This is a genomic window from Zobellia sp. 1_MG-2023 (assembly GCF_030549125.1).
Lineage (GTDB): Bacteria > Bacteroidota > Bacteroidia > Flavobacteriales > Flavobacteriaceae > Zobellia > Zobellia russellii.
Genome location: NZ_JAUOSY010000001.1, coordinates 859,413 through 875,668, shown reverse-complemented (window position 1 = coordinate 875,668; position 16,256 = coordinate 859,413). Strand labels below are relative to the sequence as shown.

15 protein-coding genes are annotated in these 16,256 nt (G+C 39.3%); 8 read left to right on the top strand and 7 right to left on the bottom strand.

Going from position 1 to position 16,256, the window contains the following annotated elements; genetic code table 11:
- Positions 1-42 precede the first annotated feature (42 nt).
- Positions 43-1,200 (top strand): methionine aminotransferase, encoded by a 1,158-nt coding sequence (locus tag Q4597_RS03570; protein ID WP_303404750.1) that lies wholly within the window; start codon positions 43-45, stop codon positions 1,198-1,200.
- A 368-nt stretch (positions 1,201-1,568) separates the two neighbouring features.
- On the opposite strand, the gene Q4597_RS03565 is transcribed toward Q4597_RS03570, so the two are convergent.
- The 6 genes from Q4597_RS03565 to Q4597_RS03540 form a co-directional block, all read right to left on the bottom strand.
- Positions 1,569-2,222, bottom strand: coding sequence for a CoA transferase subunit B (locus Q4597_RS03565; RefSeq protein ID WP_215436538.1), 654 nt, complete (start codon positions 2,220-2,222; stop codon positions 1,569-1,571).
- A gap of 40 nt (positions 2,223-2,262) precedes the next feature.
- Positions 2,263-2,616 (bottom strand): four helix bundle protein, encoded by a 354-nt coding sequence (locus Q4597_RS03560; protein ID WP_038236936.1) that lies wholly within the window; start codon positions 2,614-2,616, stop codon positions 2,263-2,265.
- A 31-nt stretch (positions 2,617-2,647) separates the two neighbouring features.
- Positions 2,648-3,346 carry a CoA transferase subunit A gene (locus Q4597_RS03555; RefSeq protein ID WP_303404749.1) on the bottom strand — a complete coding sequence of 233 codons (699 nt, stop codon included), beginning with the start codon at positions 3,344-3,346 and terminating at the stop codon, positions 2,648-2,650.
- 113 nt (positions 3,347-3,459) lie between these two features.
- Positions 3,460-5,802, bottom strand: a complete 2,343-nt coding sequence (locus Q4597_RS03550; RefSeq protein ID WP_215436543.1) for a penicillin-binding protein 1A — start codon at positions 5,800-5,802, stop codon at positions 3,460-3,462.
- Between the two features lie 3 nt (positions 5,803-5,805).
- Positions 5,806-6,291, bottom strand: coding sequence for a gliding motility lipoprotein GldH (locus tag Q4597_RS03545; protein ID WP_215436546.1), 486 nt, complete (start codon positions 6,289-6,291; stop codon positions 5,806-5,808).
- Positions 6,284-7,534 (bottom strand): regulatory iron-sulfur-containing complex subunit RicT, encoded by a 1,251-nt coding sequence (locus Q4597_RS03540; RefSeq protein ID WP_215436549.1) that lies wholly within the window; start codon positions 7,532-7,534, stop codon positions 6,284-6,286. The genes Q4597_RS03545 and Q4597_RS03540 overlap by 8 nt, the downstream gene beginning before the upstream one ends.
- Before the next feature lie 176 nt (positions 7,535-7,710).
- Between Q4597_RS03540 and Q4597_RS03535 the strand changes: the two genes are divergently transcribed.
- Positions 7,711-8,880 (top strand): MFS transporter, encoded by a 1,170-nt coding sequence (locus Q4597_RS03535; RefSeq protein WP_303404748.1) that lies wholly within the window; start codon positions 7,711-7,713, stop codon positions 8,878-8,880.
- 3 nt (positions 8,881-8,883) lie between these two features.
- On the opposite strand, the gene Q4597_RS03530 is transcribed toward Q4597_RS03535, so the two are convergent.
- Positions 8,884-9,915 (bottom strand): rhodanese-related sulfurtransferase, encoded by a 1,032-nt coding sequence (locus Q4597_RS03530; RefSeq protein ID WP_289060152.1) that lies wholly within the window; start codon positions 9,913-9,915, stop codon positions 8,884-8,886.
- 515 nt (positions 9,916-10,430) lie between these two features.
- Between Q4597_RS03530 and recA the strand changes: the two genes are divergently transcribed.
- The 6 genes from recA to Q4597_RS03500 all read left to right on the top strand — a co-directional run bounded on the left by recA (position 10,431) and on the right by Q4597_RS03500 (position 16,248).
- Complete coding sequence (gene recA / locus Q4597_RS03525) at positions 10,431-11,438, top strand: recombinase RecA (protein WP_215436558.1); 1,008 nt, start codon at positions 10,431-10,433, stop codon at positions 11,436-11,438.
- Positions 11,439-11,582: 144 nt separating this feature from the next.
- The gene (locus tag Q4597_RS03520) at positions 11,583-12,008 is read left to right on the top strand and encodes a hypothetical protein (protein WP_303404747.1); all 426 of its coding nucleotides are present in this window, start codon (positions 11,583-11,585) and stop codon (positions 12,006-12,008) included.
- Positions 12,009-12,084: 76 nt separating this feature from the next.
- Complete coding sequence (locus Q4597_RS03515; RefSeq protein ID WP_215436564.1) at positions 12,085-12,657, top strand: RNA polymerase sigma factor; 573 nt, start codon at positions 12,085-12,087, stop codon at positions 12,655-12,657.
- 56 nt (positions 12,658-12,713) lie between these two features.
- Entirely contained in the window at positions 12,714-14,312 is a 1,599-nt protein-coding gene (locus tag Q4597_RS03510) for an outer membrane beta-barrel protein (RefSeq protein WP_303404746.1), read from the top strand.
- 53 nt (positions 14,313-14,365) lie between these two features.
- The gene (locus Q4597_RS03505) at positions 14,366-15,250 is read left to right on the top strand and encodes a LysR substrate-binding domain-containing protein (protein ID WP_303404745.1); all 885 of its coding nucleotides are present in this window, start codon (positions 14,366-14,368) and stop codon (positions 15,248-15,250) included.
- 77 nt (positions 15,251-15,327) lie between these two features.
- A complete protein-coding gene (locus tag Q4597_RS03500) occupies positions 15,328-16,248 on the top strand; it encodes a YeiH family protein (protein ID WP_303404744.1) in 921 nt (306 codons plus the stop codon).
- Positions 16,249-16,256 lie beyond the last annotated feature (8 nt).

Here is a 16,256-nt window from a genome sequence, read left to right as displayed (position 1 = left end):
CTTATAAAGTTGTAAATTGAAATCTTAACCTAACAGTACCGAATGACACCCTCTAATTTGAGATTTTCATCTAAACTTCCGAACGCAAAAACCACAATTTTCACTACGGTTGGAAATTTGGCGCGCAAACATAATGCGGTAGACCTCTCCCAAGGCTTCCCGAATTTTGAAGTAGATGATAAGTTAAAAAGTCTGGTTACGGATGCCATGCAAAGCGGACATAACCAATACGCCGCCATGCAAGGGTATTATGGCCTACGTGAAATCATCTCACAAAAGATTGAAACACTACATAACAGATCATACCATCCTGAAACCGAAATTACCGTTACGGTAGGTGCTACACAGGCTATATTTACGGCAATCACTGCTTTTGTTAATCACGGCGATGAAGTAATTGTTCTGAAACCGGCATACGATTGCTACGAACCGGCCATTACACTTAATGGGGGAGTACCAGTTTATGTGCAATTAGATGCCGATGGTTACCGAGTGAATTGGCAAGAGTTTAAAAACAAGCTTTCCGACAAAACCCGGATGGTCATCATAAACACACCCCACAACCCCAGCGGACGCATTTTTTCTAAGGAGGATATGTTACAGCTACAAGACATTTTAAGACCGACCAATTGTATTGTTTTAAGTGATGAAGTATATGAACACATTGTTTTTGATGGAAACGAACACCAAAGTGCATCCCGTTTTGAAGATTTAGCACAACGTAGTTTTGTCTGCGCCTCCTTTGGCAAAACCTTCCATGTTACCGGATGGAAAATAGGCTATTGTGCCGCACCTGAGGAATTAATGCATGAATTTAGAAAAACACATCAGTTTGCAGTGTTTTGTGTAGACCATCCTGTACAACGTGCCATGGCGGCTTATCTTAAAAATGAGGAACATTATTTGAGCCTACCTTCTTTCTATCAAGAAAAAAGGGATTTGTTTCTGGAAGGATTAAAAGATTCTAGGTTTACGTTTAAGCCGTCAGAAGGGACCTATTTCCAACTTTTGGACTATACAGAAATTACAACTGAAAGTGATGAGGATTTAGCGAAGCGACTAATTGTAGATTACAAATTGGCTAGTATTCCTATCTCTTCTTTTAATGATCACAATAGGCAAGATGGTGTTTTACGGTTCTGTTTCGCCAAGAAAAACGAAACGCTGGAACGGGCCCTGGAAATCCTTAGGTTACTATAACCCAAATTTTACAATTCAAAAAAACAAGGTATAAAAAAAGCGGCCTTTGGGTGAGCCACTTTTTCTAATTTCTTTTTCAAAAGCTTTTACAGCATAAATAACTTTCTTGTCAGCATTACGATTCCGCTGAAAAAATCATTCTTGTACACTTGAATTTCTTCTGTAGTTCGGTTAATTTGGGCTTCCATAGGTTGTAAGTTTTGGTAAAATCGGATTTGGGATGCGACTTTCGATTAATAACACCATAAAAATAGCACCCAAGCCCTTGCTAAAAAAAAACTTGTTGTGAAGTAGCAATATTCTGTTGTAAAGGACTAAACAAGATGTATTTGCCTAGAAAATACAGCGAAAAAAGAAAGAGATTTTACTTACAAAATCATTTCAGGAACCTCTCCTTCAACAATTAACGTTCCCTCAGTTGCTTTTTTAATTTCATCAACAGTTACACCAGGTGCACGTTCCAACAGTTTAAATCCTTTTTTGGTAACCTCGATCACCGCCAAATTGGTAACGATCTTAGTAACACAGCCCACGCCCGTTAGCGGCAAACTACACTTTTTTAGAAGCTTGGATTCACCAGCTCTGTTCGTGTGCATCATGGCTACGATTATGTTTTCGGCGGAAGCTACCAAATCCATAGCACCCCCCATACCTTTCACCATTTTTCCGGGAATCTTCCAATTGGCAATATCGCCATCTTCCGAAACTTCCATCGCACCTAAAATAGTAAGGTCTACATGTTGACCGCGAATCATTCCAAAACTGGTAGCCGAATCAAAGAAAGATGCTCCGTTAAGGGTGGTAATAGTTTGCTTTCCGGCATTTATAATATCTGCATCCTCTTCTCCTTCAAACGGAAAAGGCCCCATGCCTAGAACTCCGTTTTCACTTTGAAACTCTACATTTATATCATCTCTCACAAAGTTGGCCACCAACGTAGGTATCCCGATTCCTAGATTTACGTAGTAACCGTCTTTAACTTCTTTTGCTATTCGCTTTGCGATTCCGTTTTTATCTAACATAATGGTAATTTGAAAATGTGTTGATTTGAAAATTGAACAATTACGATTTTTTACTTGTTGATATAATTTTCGAAACGATTAAAGTCACCGAATTTAAATTTTTCATTAAGCTTTCACTTGGGTTTGGATAAAATTCCGAAGACCTACATATTTCTAACCAATATTTAAGTTCATCAGCCTCTTTTGCCGAAATTTTGAACTTATGAACAAAATCTCTTTTGCTTTCCGCATTTTGGGCCTCCCTTATATTCGCCCCTATAGATGTGCCACTTCTAAATATCTGTGAGGCCATCTCAAACCGATTATCAGCCCTAATCTTTTCTGAAAATGCTACGACTTCAAGAGCTAAATCAAAAGTTAATTTTACAATTAAATTTTCCCTATCGTTTCTCATCTTCAAATCAGGTAATTTTCAAATGGTATAGTTATCGCTCCCTAACCGTTCGTTGTTCAATACGCTTTTCATAGTCTTTTCCATGAAAAATACGTTGCACGAATATTCCGGGAATATGAATTTGATTGGGATCCAATTCACCTGCCGGCACAAGTTCTTCAACTTCGGCAACGGTAATCTTGGCAGCTCCACACATACAAGGGTTAAAGTTTCTGGCCGTACCCTTAAAAATCAGGTTCCCGGCTTCATCTCCCTTCCATGCTTTTACGAATGCAAAATCTGCTTTAAAGGCTTCCTCAAGCACATACATTTTTCCGTTAAATTCTCTGGTTTCCTTACCTTCTGCTACTTCCGTACCATAACCGGCAGGCGTATAGAAGGCAGGAAATCCGGCTTGTGCCGCGCGGCATTTTTCGGCTAACGTACCCTGTGGAGTTAGCTCCACTTCCAATTCGCCACTCAGCATTTGCCGTTCAAATTCTTCGTTCTCACCTACGTAAGAAGATATCATTTTTTTTATCTGATGTTTATGAAGCAATAACCCTAGCCCAAAATCATCTACCCCGGCGTTGTTGGAAATACAAGTAATATTCTTAATGTTGGATTCAACAAGTGCGGTAATGGCATTTTCTGGAATTCCGCAAAGCCCAAAACCGCCTAGCATAAAGGTCATCCCGTCTTGAATGCCTTGCAAGGCTTCTTTTACATCTGCTACTTTCTTAGAGATCATACTTAAGGAATAAAAGATTTCTGTTGGAGTCAAGTTACAATTTTTAAACGAAATTGCCCGTGACTTTCAGTGAAAGTCACGGGCAATTAAAAAGCTTAAATTACTTTTATGGATTAGAAATCCAAATCATCCAAATCATCGTCTAACCCACCATCATCATCGCTATCACCAACCACTTTGGTACAGTCTACGTTAATGGATAAATTTTTAGGTTTTTCAAACTCGCCATCAGAAATTCCTAGATTTTTATTTTCATAGTTTTTCTTCATGTACAGCCCCCAGATAGGCAATGCCATAGATGCTCCTTGGCCGTATTTTATAGACGCAAAGTGTGTAGATCTTTCTTCTCCACCAACCCAAACGCCAGTAACTAAGTTTGGTACCATTCCCATAAACCAACCATCACTCTGGTTTTGCGTTGTTCCAGTTTTACCTGCAATCGGGTTTGTAAATCCGTATGGATAGCCCGTAATGATTTCTTTATATTCAGTAGCATTCTTCTGGTAACTATGACGCAAACGTGTACCAGAACCTCCATGAGTAACACCTTCCATAAGATTAACCATAGCATAAGCTACATCTTTACTAAGCACATCTTTGGTCTCAGGCACGTATTCATACAATACCGTACCATTCTTATCTTCAATACGCGTAACCATAACAGGTTTTACATATACACCTTGGTTGGCGAACGTACCATAAGCCCCGACCATTTCATAAACATTGGAATCAGGCGTACCCAATGCAATAGATGGCACTTCTAATACGTCTCCTTTAATTCCAAGATTTTTAACTATTGACACTACTGATCTAGGTCCGACCCGATCGATCAATTGTGCGGTAACCGTATTTACTGAGTTTGCCAATGCATCTTTTAAGGTATACATTTTACCAGAATACTGCCCAACTGCATTTTTAGGACACCAAGCTTCCATATTACCGTGTTTTCCTGCTTCAATACAGTATTGAGTATCCGGTAAAGAATCGCATGGAGAAAGTCTTAATTGGTCAATGGCCGCAGCATATACGAAAGGTTTAAAAGTTGAACCTGCCTGTCGTGAACCTTGAATAACATTATCGTATTGAAAATGCCTATAGTCAATTCCACCAACCCAAGCTTTTACATGTCCTGTTTGGGGTTCCATAGACATCATAGCCGCCCTTAAAAAGGTTTTATAATACCTGATTGAATCCATTGGAGTCATAATGGTATCACGTTCACGACCATCACTATTCCAATCAAAAACCGTCATTTCCGTTTTCTTGGTAAATGATGCGCGAATATCCTTGTCAGATTTTCCTTCCGCCTTCATTTTACGCCATCTGGAGGAATTTTTCATTGCTCGCTCCATAATCTTATTAATTTCAGACTTCTCCAAGTCTAAAAATGGGGCCGTAGGGTTTCTATCAGGCGTATTTTGGTGAAAAAATTCATTTTGAAGATTAGCCATATGTTTACGTACAGCGTCTTCGGCATTAGCCTGCATACGTGAATCTATAGTCGTGTAAATTTTAAGTCCGTCCAAATAAAGATTCCATTTGTCCCTACCACCTTCTAAAGCTGGCTTAGGGTTTTTGGATATCCAGTCGTTCATGAAACCCTGTAGGTACATTCTAAAGTAAGTAGCCAAACCTTCTTTATGTGATTCTGGATTAAAATTAATATCCATCTTCAAGGCTTGTAACGAATCTTTTTCCTGTTCCGTGATGTAATCGTATTTAGCCATCTGACCCAGAACGGTGTTTCTTCGGTTTTTAACCAATTCTTCTCTTCTGATCGGATTAAAATAAGATGAGTTCTTAAGCATACCTACCAATACGGCAGACTCCTCCGTTTTCAACTCTTGTGGCTCCTTACCAAAGTAGATTTTTGCGGCAGAACGTATTCCATCTGCATTATTAAGAAAATCATATTGATTAAGGTACATGGCAATGATTTCCTCCTTGGTATATTGTCTTTCCAAACGTGTGGCCAGAACCCACTCCATTACCTTTTGTTTGATGGTCTCAAATTTGTTCTTAGACCGTACCCCTACAAAGAGTTGACGCGCCAGCTGTTGTGATATGGTACTAGCACCTCCTTTTTTTCCTAAATAAGCAAAAGCTCTAAGCGTACCACGGGCATCTATTCCTGAATGATCATAAAAACGGGCATCTTCCGTGGCCACAAGCGCATTTACCAAATTTTGGGGAAGGCTGTCATAGGGCACAGGTGTGCGGTTATCATCCAAGTAGAATTTACCCAATGTCTTTGCATCCGAAGAAATAATTTCGGTAGCCAAATTGGTCTGCGGATTTTCTAGGTATTCGTATTCGGGCATCTCTCCCAAAAGTCCCCAAGACGCAGACAAAAATATCAATACAACTAACAGAATACCTGAAATAAACAGGATCCAAAACCATTTGATATATTTAAAATACCCATTGGTCTTTTTCTCTTTAACAACCTTGGCCATACCTTACTCGTTACTTTTTTCTATTTCAAAACCGACGTCTGTTACGCCTTTTAAATTTTCAACACCGTTAACACTACCATTTTTTCTCATGGCGTGCCAGACCCGTAAATTATATACGCCAGAAGATGGAAAAACGATGTTTTCCTTATACCATAATTTATTTTCCTTGATACTACCGTAGCCCTTTCCCAACCATGTACCATCCGGTAACGCCATTTCATACTCCAATGTATCCTTTACCGTTTCTCCGGAAGGATATTCCAGTTCCGCTATCAAGAACAGGTTGTTGTAGGGAAAAGTAGCATCATTACGAACGGTAATGAACATGTTATGTCTTTGGGTGGTATCTATCTCGGTAAAAGAAAACACAATATTATCCGTCTTGTTCCAGACCCCACCTTTAGTTGCCTGAAATTCTGACCTGACCAAATTGTCATTGCACGAAAAACACAGTGTTGCCACAGCAAGAACCAGTAAGAGCCTAGCCATTATTTTGCTGTCTTTTAGGATTATTGTTTCTCCTTCTTTTATTTTTAGGAGGGTTTGTGTTACCCGTTTTAGCCCCTTTATTTTTATTGGTATTGCCACTGTTACTTTTAGCCTTGCTTCTCTTACGGTTTCTATTTCTAGATGATCTTTTAGGTCTATCAAAACGCGTTAGGCTATCTTGCCCCACAACATTCTCGAACACCTTCTCTTCCTTAACGAAATTATCTATCGTATATTCCTCTAGGCTGGCAACTTTTTCTCTCTTTTTGTTTTTTTCGAGAATTTCCTGCACTTGCTCCTTGGTTAAAGTGTGCCAATTTGATGGATCTTCTTTGTAAGAGAACCACAGCATTCCTTTAAAAATATCTGTTTTTTGACAGAACGCAAGGCCTTTTTCCGTGAACAATTTAGTGTCCTGAGACGGAAAATCCTTTAAGGCATCTAAATACATATCTAGCTCATAGTTTAGACAACATTTGAGCTTTCCGCATTGTCCTGCCAATTTTTGTGGATTTAACGATAACTGTTGATACCGTGCCGCAGAAGTACTTACGGACCTAAAATCCGTGAGCCATGTAGAGCAGCATAATTCCCGTCCGCAGGAACCTATACCACCCAAACGTTGGGCTTCTTGGCGATACCCTATTTGCCGCATCTCAATTCTAATACCAAATGCTTTGGCCATATCCTTGATCAACTGCCTAAAGTCTACGCGATCTTCGGCCGTGTAATAAAATGTGGCCTTTGAACCATCTCCTTGAAACTCAACATCCGAAATTTTCATCTGAAGTTTCAAAATAATGGCAATTTCCCGTGCGCGCTTTTTTATTTCCTCTTCGCGGTCACGGCATTTTTGCCATTTATCAATATCGTTTTGAGATGCCTTACGATGAATCCTTGGAAGGGTTTCATCTTTGTGATCAACCTTTTTACGCTTCATCTGCACTTTCACCAATTCACCAACAAGGGTAACCATACCAATGTCATGACCGGATTGTGCCTGTGTTGCCACAATATCACCTATTGAAATGGATAGGTTTTCGGTATTTCTGAAGAATTCTTTTCTACTGTTCTTAAATCTAACTTCAACGCAATCAAACGGCTTTTCACCATTAGGAAGCGACATGTTGGAAAGCCAATCAAAGACGGTTAATTTATTACAACCATCGGTACCACAAGTTCCATTATTCTTGCAACCACGAGGTTGTCCGTCCTTACCGGTCGAACAACTGCTACAGCCCATATATTATATCTTGGTTTGGCCTAAACGGGGGTTTTTGGCCAAATAGGGTTCGTACTAATTTTATATGTAAAGGTACTAAATTTTTAATGTGATAGAAAGTTATCTCAACTTACGAAGGTTCTTCGTTCCTTTGCGCCAAATTTGTCTTCCTTAAAAAAAATCTAAGATCCCTTTTCATGGAAAAGCAAAAAACGCTAAGTAATACCGTTCTCTATCTCATGAGCCTCTCCGCAGGCTTGGTAGCTGCGAACCTCTATTACAACCAGCCTTTGCTCCATATGATTTCCGTAAGTTTTGGAGTTAGCGAATCTGCCGTGAGCAATGTGGCCCTGTCCACTCAATTGGGCTATGCGTTCGGGTTGCTGTTCATTGTTCCTCTGGGCGATATGGTTTCCAGTCAAAAAATATTGAAAATAGATTTTATACTGATGCTGCTGTCCTTATTGGCCGCTGCATTTTCCACCTCTTTATGGCTACTGGTCGTTTCCAGTTTTTTTATAGGATGTACTTCTGCCCTACCGCAATTGTTCGTTCCCATGGCCGCACAGTTGTCCAATGCGGAAAATAGAGGGCGTGCCATAGGCATAGTGATGAGCGGGTTGCTGATCGGCATTCTTGGAAGCCGTGTAATTAGCGGGGTTATTGGGGAGCAGTTTGGCTGGCGTACCATGTACTTTGCGGCCACTGCAATGATGTTTGTGTTATTTGTGGTGCTAAAATTCAAATTACCGAAAGTAGAACCGGTGTACGAAGGTCGTTATTTAGATCTAATTAAGTCCCTTGTGCATTTCTTTAAGACCGAACCTCCTTTGCGTCTTGCCGCATTTAGAGGCGGACTTTCATTTGCCGGATTAAGTGCCTTTTGGACCAATTTAGTGTTTCTGATGGAAGATAATTTTGGCTACGGAAGCGGCATTACCGGAACTTTTGGACTGATTGGTATTGTTGGTGCCCTAGCGGCCACAGTAGTGGGAAAACTAAGTGACCGAATGAGCAAAAACCGGATCATAATTGTATCTACCCTAATTTTGATTCTTTCTTGGGTAGTATTTCTATTTTCTCATCATTCTATCATTGGCATTGTACTAGGTGTTATTTTGGTAGACCTTGGGCAACAATCGCTCCATATTGCCAACCAGAACATTATTTTCTCCAGGAACGAACATGCCAGAAACAGAATAAATACCGTGTACATGGTCATTTTCTTTCTGGGAGGTGCCCTTGGCACCATCTTAGCCGCCTTTGCATGGTTGCATTACCAATGGACAGGCGTATCTGTCCTGGGCCTTACACTTTCAATAGTTACGTTAGTGGCCCATTTGATATATGGCGATAAGAAAATTTAAAGTCTACTTTTTAAATTTGAGCACTTCCGATCGTCCCTTTTTAAAAATTTTGTTGCTAGCCCCTTTTCCCTTGCGTAACTTTTTCTGTTCTTCATAGGGTAAAGCATTTATTTCTTGGCAACTATCCGAACAGCAATTGTCCATATTTTTCGCACATTCATCACATTGAATGAACAATAGGTGACATGCTTCATTAGCGCAGTTTACATGATTGTCGCAAGGCTTGCCGCATTGGTGGCAATTAGCGATAACATCGTCCGTAATACGTTCGCTACGTCTATGATCAAAAACAAAATTCTTTCCTAAAAATTTATTCTCAAGTTTTTTATTCTCTACCTGACGGGTATAGTCAATAATTCCTCCTTCTAACTGGTACACCTGTTTGAAGCCTTTGTGCTTGTAGTAGGCACTTGCTTTTTCGCACCGTATGCCACCGGTACAGTACATGACCAATTTTTTATCTTCTTTATGGTCTGCCAGGTCTTTCTCAATAATATCCAAAGAATCTCTAAACGTATCTACGTCTGGGGTAATGGCATTTTTAAAGTGACCTATTTCACTCTCATAATGGTTACGCATGTCTACCAAAATGGTATCCGGGTCTTCAATAAGTTCATTAAATTTTTCAGCTCCTACATGAATACCTTTGTTGGTAACATCAAAAGTGGTATCATTTAGACCATCTGCAACAATTTTGTTCCTAACCTTAACTTTCAACTTCAAGAATGAAAGGTTATCCTGTTCAATAGCTATGTTCAGACGCACATTCTCCAAAAAGGTAATGCTATCCAAATGGGCCTTAAAACGTTCAAAATTTTCGGCCGGAACGGATAATTGCGCATTTATACCTTCGTTGGCAACGTAAATACGGCCAAGAACGTCTAGTTCGTTCCAATTGATAAAAAGGTGATTTCTGAATACTTCCGGGTTACCGATCTGTGCATATTTGTAGAAAGAGATAGTCAAACGTTCTTGACCGGCTTCTTCAATAAGAGCTGCCCTTTCTTTTGCACTTAAGTTATTGTACAGTTGCATGCTATACCAATGTTTTAAGTTTATAAAGAATTTTCTAAGTCCGCAAAGATAACAATTATAGATAATTCTTTTTCGTGGGCAGAATTTGGGCCGCCAAACCTCCCAAGGCCATAAAAAAAAGAGCCTTGATAAAATCAAGACTCTTTATTGACCATTCCATTTTTTTCTTTTTCATAGCATCTTTAAAATACATAAAAAAGGAAGTGGCCACCATTGCTCCCTAACACTAAAAAGGGAAGCTTGTTTGAGTTAGTTTCCGATTACAATCGGAACAGTATTTTTAATAAGATACCAAACCAACCTAAAAGTTGCGTTAAGGAAACAACTATTTTAACAAACACTTATCCCTTAGACGTCTACCAAGCTTTAGCCTTACAGCATTTATCAATTATTTTAAAAAAACACTGTATTGCATATCCTCTAAAAACATACGCCCCATTTTCAGAAAATGAACTTAAGAACTGGCATTATGATAAAAGAAATGCTAATTTAGCATCCCTTAAAAAAAAGAAAATATGAGCTCGGAAAAAGATGCAAAACTAAAAGCCCTAAAGTTAACCTTGGATAAGTTGGACAAGACTTACGGAAAAGGTGCCGTAATGAAGATGGGCGACAGCGTAGTAGAAGATGTTGAAGTAATCCCATCCGGTTCATTAGGTCTTGATATAGCCTTGGGCGTTGGCGGTTATCCAAGAGGTAGGGTAATTGAAATTTACGGTCCTGAATCATCTGGTAAGACCACTTTGACCTTACACGCCATTGCCGAAGCCCAAAAAAATGGGGGCATTGCAGCATTTATTGATGCTGAGCACGCTTTTGACCGTTTTTATGCGCAAAAACTTGGTGTAGATATAGACAACCTTATCATTTCTCAACCGGATAACGGGGAACAAGCTTTAGAAATAGCCGATAACCTGATTCGTTCAGGCGCGATTGATATTGTTATTATTGACTCCGTTGCCGCATTGACTCCTAAAAGTGAGATAGAAGGTGAGATGGGAGATTCCAAAATGGGTCTTCATGCAAGGTTAATGTCTCAGGCATTACGTAAACTTACCGGATCTATAAGCAAAACCAATTGTACGGTTATTTTCATTAACCAACTACGTGAAAAAATTGGGGTAATGTTTGGTAATCCAGAAACTACCACAGGTGGAAATGCCTTAAAATTCTATGCTTCGGTTAGACTAGATATTCGTAGATCTACACAGATCAAGGATACGGACGGAGGTGTTCAAGGGAACAAGACCCGAGTAAAAGTCGTGAAAAACAAAGTAGCTCCACCATTCAGAACAACGGAGTTTGATATTATGTATGGTGAAGGAATCTCTAAGGTTGGTGAAATCATTGATCTTGGTGTTGAATATGAAATCATCAAGAAAAGCGGTTCATGGTTTAGCTATGGCGATACCAAACTAGGGCAAGGCCGTGATGCCGTAAAGTCCCTATTACTGGACAACCCAGAGCTTTTTGAAGAACTAGATGCAAAAATCAGGGCAGCCATAAAAGCGCTAAAAGAATAAACTAAAAAGGTTTACCTTATTGTTACGCCGCTAATAGCAACGATCAACCGTTGTTTTTAGCGGCGTAACTCTTTATTGCTAGTATAGAACCACTCCACGCAACCCTTGCCCGTATTTTTCATCTAGTAAATAAAATGCATTACCATGAGACCATACCTTAAACTTTTTGGTTTAGCCTGTGCACTTGCCCTTGCATCTTGCAGCCTTAATGATGACGGCGTAAATTTTCAATATACATCACTCAATATTACCGGAGCAAGTTTGCCGGATACATTTGAACTAGGACGCGTATACAACGTAGATGTTAACATCCTAAGGCCAAATGATTGTACGCTAATGGACCAGTTTGATGTAAAACGTTCGTTTACGGACTCTACCCAAATTAGAACCATATCCGCAATTGGTATTACACTGGACAAAGAGGAATGTATTGAGATGAACGACAGTCTGCAGGACGCTTTTCAGTTTGAAGTACTTTATACCAAACCGTATATTTTCAGATTCTATACTGGCGACGATTCTGCAGGGGAACCTGAATTTTTAGAAATAGAAGTACCTGTAAAAGAATAATTATCTTTAACCTTAGTCATTCACTATTTCTAAAAAACAAGCACGTAGTTTACATGCTTTAATAATACAATGCCAATTGGGTCTAGAAGAGCTCATTATTAACTGTAAGAAAGGAAACAGACAGGCACAGGAACAATTGTACCGGGACTATTCCCGTACGTTGTTCGGTATCTGCCTTAAGTATTCCCGCAACCGAACGGAAGCGGAAGACAACCTACACGACAGTTTTATGGTTATCTATGAAAAAATTGGACAGTTTAAACACAAAGGCTCTTTTGAAGGTTGGTTAAAACGTATAACCGTAAACACCGTTCTTCAAAAATACCGTAAGGAGGAACATTTAAGCTTAGTAACGGAAAATACTGAGGAAATAGAACCAGAAGTAGATGGGGATTATGAGAACCTAAGCCTGGACACCTTATTAAAACATATACAGGAGCTTCCGGACAAATACCGTCTTACGTTTAACCTATATGTTCTTGATGGATATACCCATAAGGAAATAAGTGAACTTTTAGGCACCTCCCAAGGCACCTCAAAAAGTAATCTGGCCAGAGCCAGAAACCTATTAAAAGAAAAAATAGAGATTACAAAGAATAAAGCCATCATTGGCCTGCTCATCTTCCTTTTGATAGGATTTTGTGTATGACCCTTGAAAAATAGTACATCAAAAAAACAAAATACCAAGTACCTAAGCATTGCATAATGAGTAAAAAAAATATAGATAATCTGTTCCAAGAGAAGTTTCGCGACTTTGAGGAAGTTCCGGGCGATAGAGTCTGGAACGCCATTGAGGCTTCTTTGGACAAGAAGAAAAAGAAAAGGGTCATTCCTATCTGGTGGACCCTGGGTGGTGCAGCTGCAGCTTTGGTCATTGCGCTTTCGGCGTTCTATCCAACCTCTCCACAAACCATAGATTCCAACGGTATAACCAATACTGATGAAAATGAAGAGCTACCGGACAATAGCAAAAAAAATACCAATGAGTTTATTTTAGATTCGTCCGAAAAGGAAAGTACTGTAGTTTCTTCCGATGCTAAAATTGACCCAGAAAAAAAGCAGAATGTTGAATCCTATGCCAACACTCAAGAAAATGGTGACTCCCAAAGTTCAAGCTTAGAAAAAGATGAACAGACCGTAGAAAAGCGCACGCTTAAAAATCAGAATGTTACACCGTCTAAAAGCACAGAGTTAGCTCAGAGCAACAAAACTAAGGATGCTTTAAAAACGAAAAACGAGACCAACCAACAGGATGAAAGCCCTACTGATTCCAGACTTGTAAGTAATGAGACAGGTGTTGATTCGCCTGACACAGCTAACTCCCCGACAAATCAAAAAACAGGTTCTACCATTAGAGATAAAATGGAATCTACAGATTTGGCAAAGGCCGAACAACAAGGTTCTGAAAACCTTGAAACAAATAAGAGCAACGCGCAAAACTCGGTTTTACATACTGAAATAGCCGAAAGCAACACAGACTTACCCAAAAAATCTTCCCAGGAAAAGAAATCCATTTTTGATGAGATTGAAGCCAAAGAGGAAATTGCAACTGTAGAAAAAACAGGCCGTTGGTCCGCAGGGCCCAATGTTGCCCCAGTGTACTATAATGCTATTGGCGAAGGTTCACCCGTCAACTCCATTTTTAATGAGAACTCAAAATCCGGTAATACCAATTTTAGTTACGGCCTTACCGTGGCCTATGCCCTAAACGATAAATTGAGTATTCGCTCAGGAATAAATAAAGTAGACTATGGGTACGACACCAACGATGTTGGCTTTTCATCTACCTTGCAAGAAGCTTCAACTGACAAACTAAAGAATATTGATTATGCCAGTACTGCAAAAAACATAGTAGTAACGAGCCAAAACAGTAATTTTAACAGCTTATCAAACTCGGATGCCATGTTTGCCTTTGAAGTGACCAACGCCAACACCAATCAACGAAGCGGGACTATGGCACAGCAATTTGGTTATCTAGAGGTGCCTCTGGAGTTGGATTACGCGCTAATTGACCGTAAGTTTGGATTAAATATTCTGGGCGGTGTTAGTTCGCTGTTCTTAATAGATAATTCCGTAACCTTAACTTCTGGCGAACTAACTACAGAAATAGGTGAAGCCAACAACATAAATTCTGTAAACTTTAGCACCAATGTTGGGTTTGGTGTCAATTACAAGTTCACACCAAAAATACGTTTTAATGTAGAGCCGGTTTTTAAATATCAACTGAATACCTTTTCAGATGTATCCGGAGATTTTAGGCCTTTTTCGATTGGGGTATACAGTGGTCTCAATTTTAAATTTTAAAGGCTTGCTGTACAAACAGTTTCTAAAGCGGAACTATTCTTTTATTTAAACTGATGAAACAGAAACTACAGATTTTTAAAGCGGTAGCCATTCACTCTAGTTTTACTAAAGCGGCGGAGCAACTCTTTATATCCCAACCTGCAGTTTCCAAAGCCATTCGCAGTATAGAGGACGAATACAAGACGACCTTTTTTCTGCGAAAGCGAAATTCCATTGAACTTACTGAAGATGGAAAAGCCTTTTTGGTTTACGCCAATAGAATATTGGAGATTCATGCAGAAATTGAAAATCAGTTTTTACATCAAAAAGAACATATTCCAGACGCCATTCATTTTGGCGCCAGTACTACTTTGGTAAACCATATTGTGCCAAAAATCATTGCTAAATTCAGAACACAGCACCCACGCACCAATTTTGATATTAAAAGCGGTAATTCAGAAGAAATTGAGGAGTTTATACTCAACCAACAATTAGATTTTGGTATAACCGAAGGCAGCAACACCAATAGAAAACTTCATTATGAAAAGTTTATAAAAGATGAAATAGTATTGGTTACCAGCGTTAAGAACAGTGCTTTTAAACAAAACACCATAAGTACGGACGTACTGCAAAAACTCCCCATGATAGAGCGTGAAATGGGCTCCGGAACCCGAGAAATCATCTACGGTTTTCTTAAGGAACACAATATTAAAAAGCTGAACAGTATTGTAACCCTTAACAGTACCGAAGCCATAAAAAACTACCTCTACCATTCTGAAACTTTTGCATTGCTCTCCGTTCATGCGTTAAATGAAGACCTCGTTTCCAATAAACTCAAAATCATCGACATTAAAAATGTTACCATTCAACGCTGGTTTTATTTTGTATCAAGAACAGGTTACCAATCTAATGTAATGGACTACTTTCAAAAATTCGCACGGAACAACTATAACTTTTAGTTATTTCATATAGCATTTTAAATTGCTTAAAAGTAATTTAACGGGCTTACTTTTGTAACATCAGAAAATATGATGGTATGAAAGATAGAATGGCAAAAGCAGTATTCTTAGGTATAGCACTTATCGTTTTCAGCGGATGGGTCAATAGCCCAACTGCCCTGCTACTCGGTTTTGGATTCACCCTATTTTTTAACAACCCTTTTAAAGCATATTGCCACAAGGCTATACACACCTTTCTAAAAATATCTGTTGTGGGTCTAGGTTTTGGTATGTTTTTAAAAGAAACCTTAGCAACAAGCAAAGAAGGCTTCACCCTAACTTTTTTATCAATTCTCCTGACCGTTTGCCTTGGTTTTTTACTCACAAAGGTTTTAAAACTGGACACCAAATTAGGTCATCTCATTACTTCCGGAACATCAGTTTGCGGTGGTAGTGCCATAGCGGCTATATCTCCTGTAATAAATGCTAAAAGCAGGGTCATTAGCATTGCGCTGGCCGTTGTGTTTCTATTGAATTCAGTGGCATTGTTCGTTTTTCCGGCAATTGGTCATTACCTGCACCTAACTCAACATCAATTTGGGCTCTGGTGTGCTGTAGCCATACATGATACCAGCTCTGTAGTAGGTGCGGCCATTGGTTATGGTGATGAAGCCTTGAGAATAGCCACAACGGTAAAACTTTCTAGAATGCTTTGGATTATACCATTGTCCCTTCTTTCTATGTTCGTTTTTAAAACTAAAGGTGAAAAAGTAAAAATGCCTTACTTCATTCTACTTTTTATAGGGGCCATTATAGTGAATAGTTATCACCTCATTCCCGCACCTGCTACGGGGTTTTTAGTTGCCACTTCTAAACATCTTTTGGTATTGACCTTGTTTCTTGTGGGTTCAACAATTTCTATTGGGGATTTAAAGAAAACGGGTATACGCCCCATGCTTTTGGCATTGCTTCTTTGGATATTCATCTCCGCTTTGTCCCTAGCATATATTCTATACTAGATCCAAGA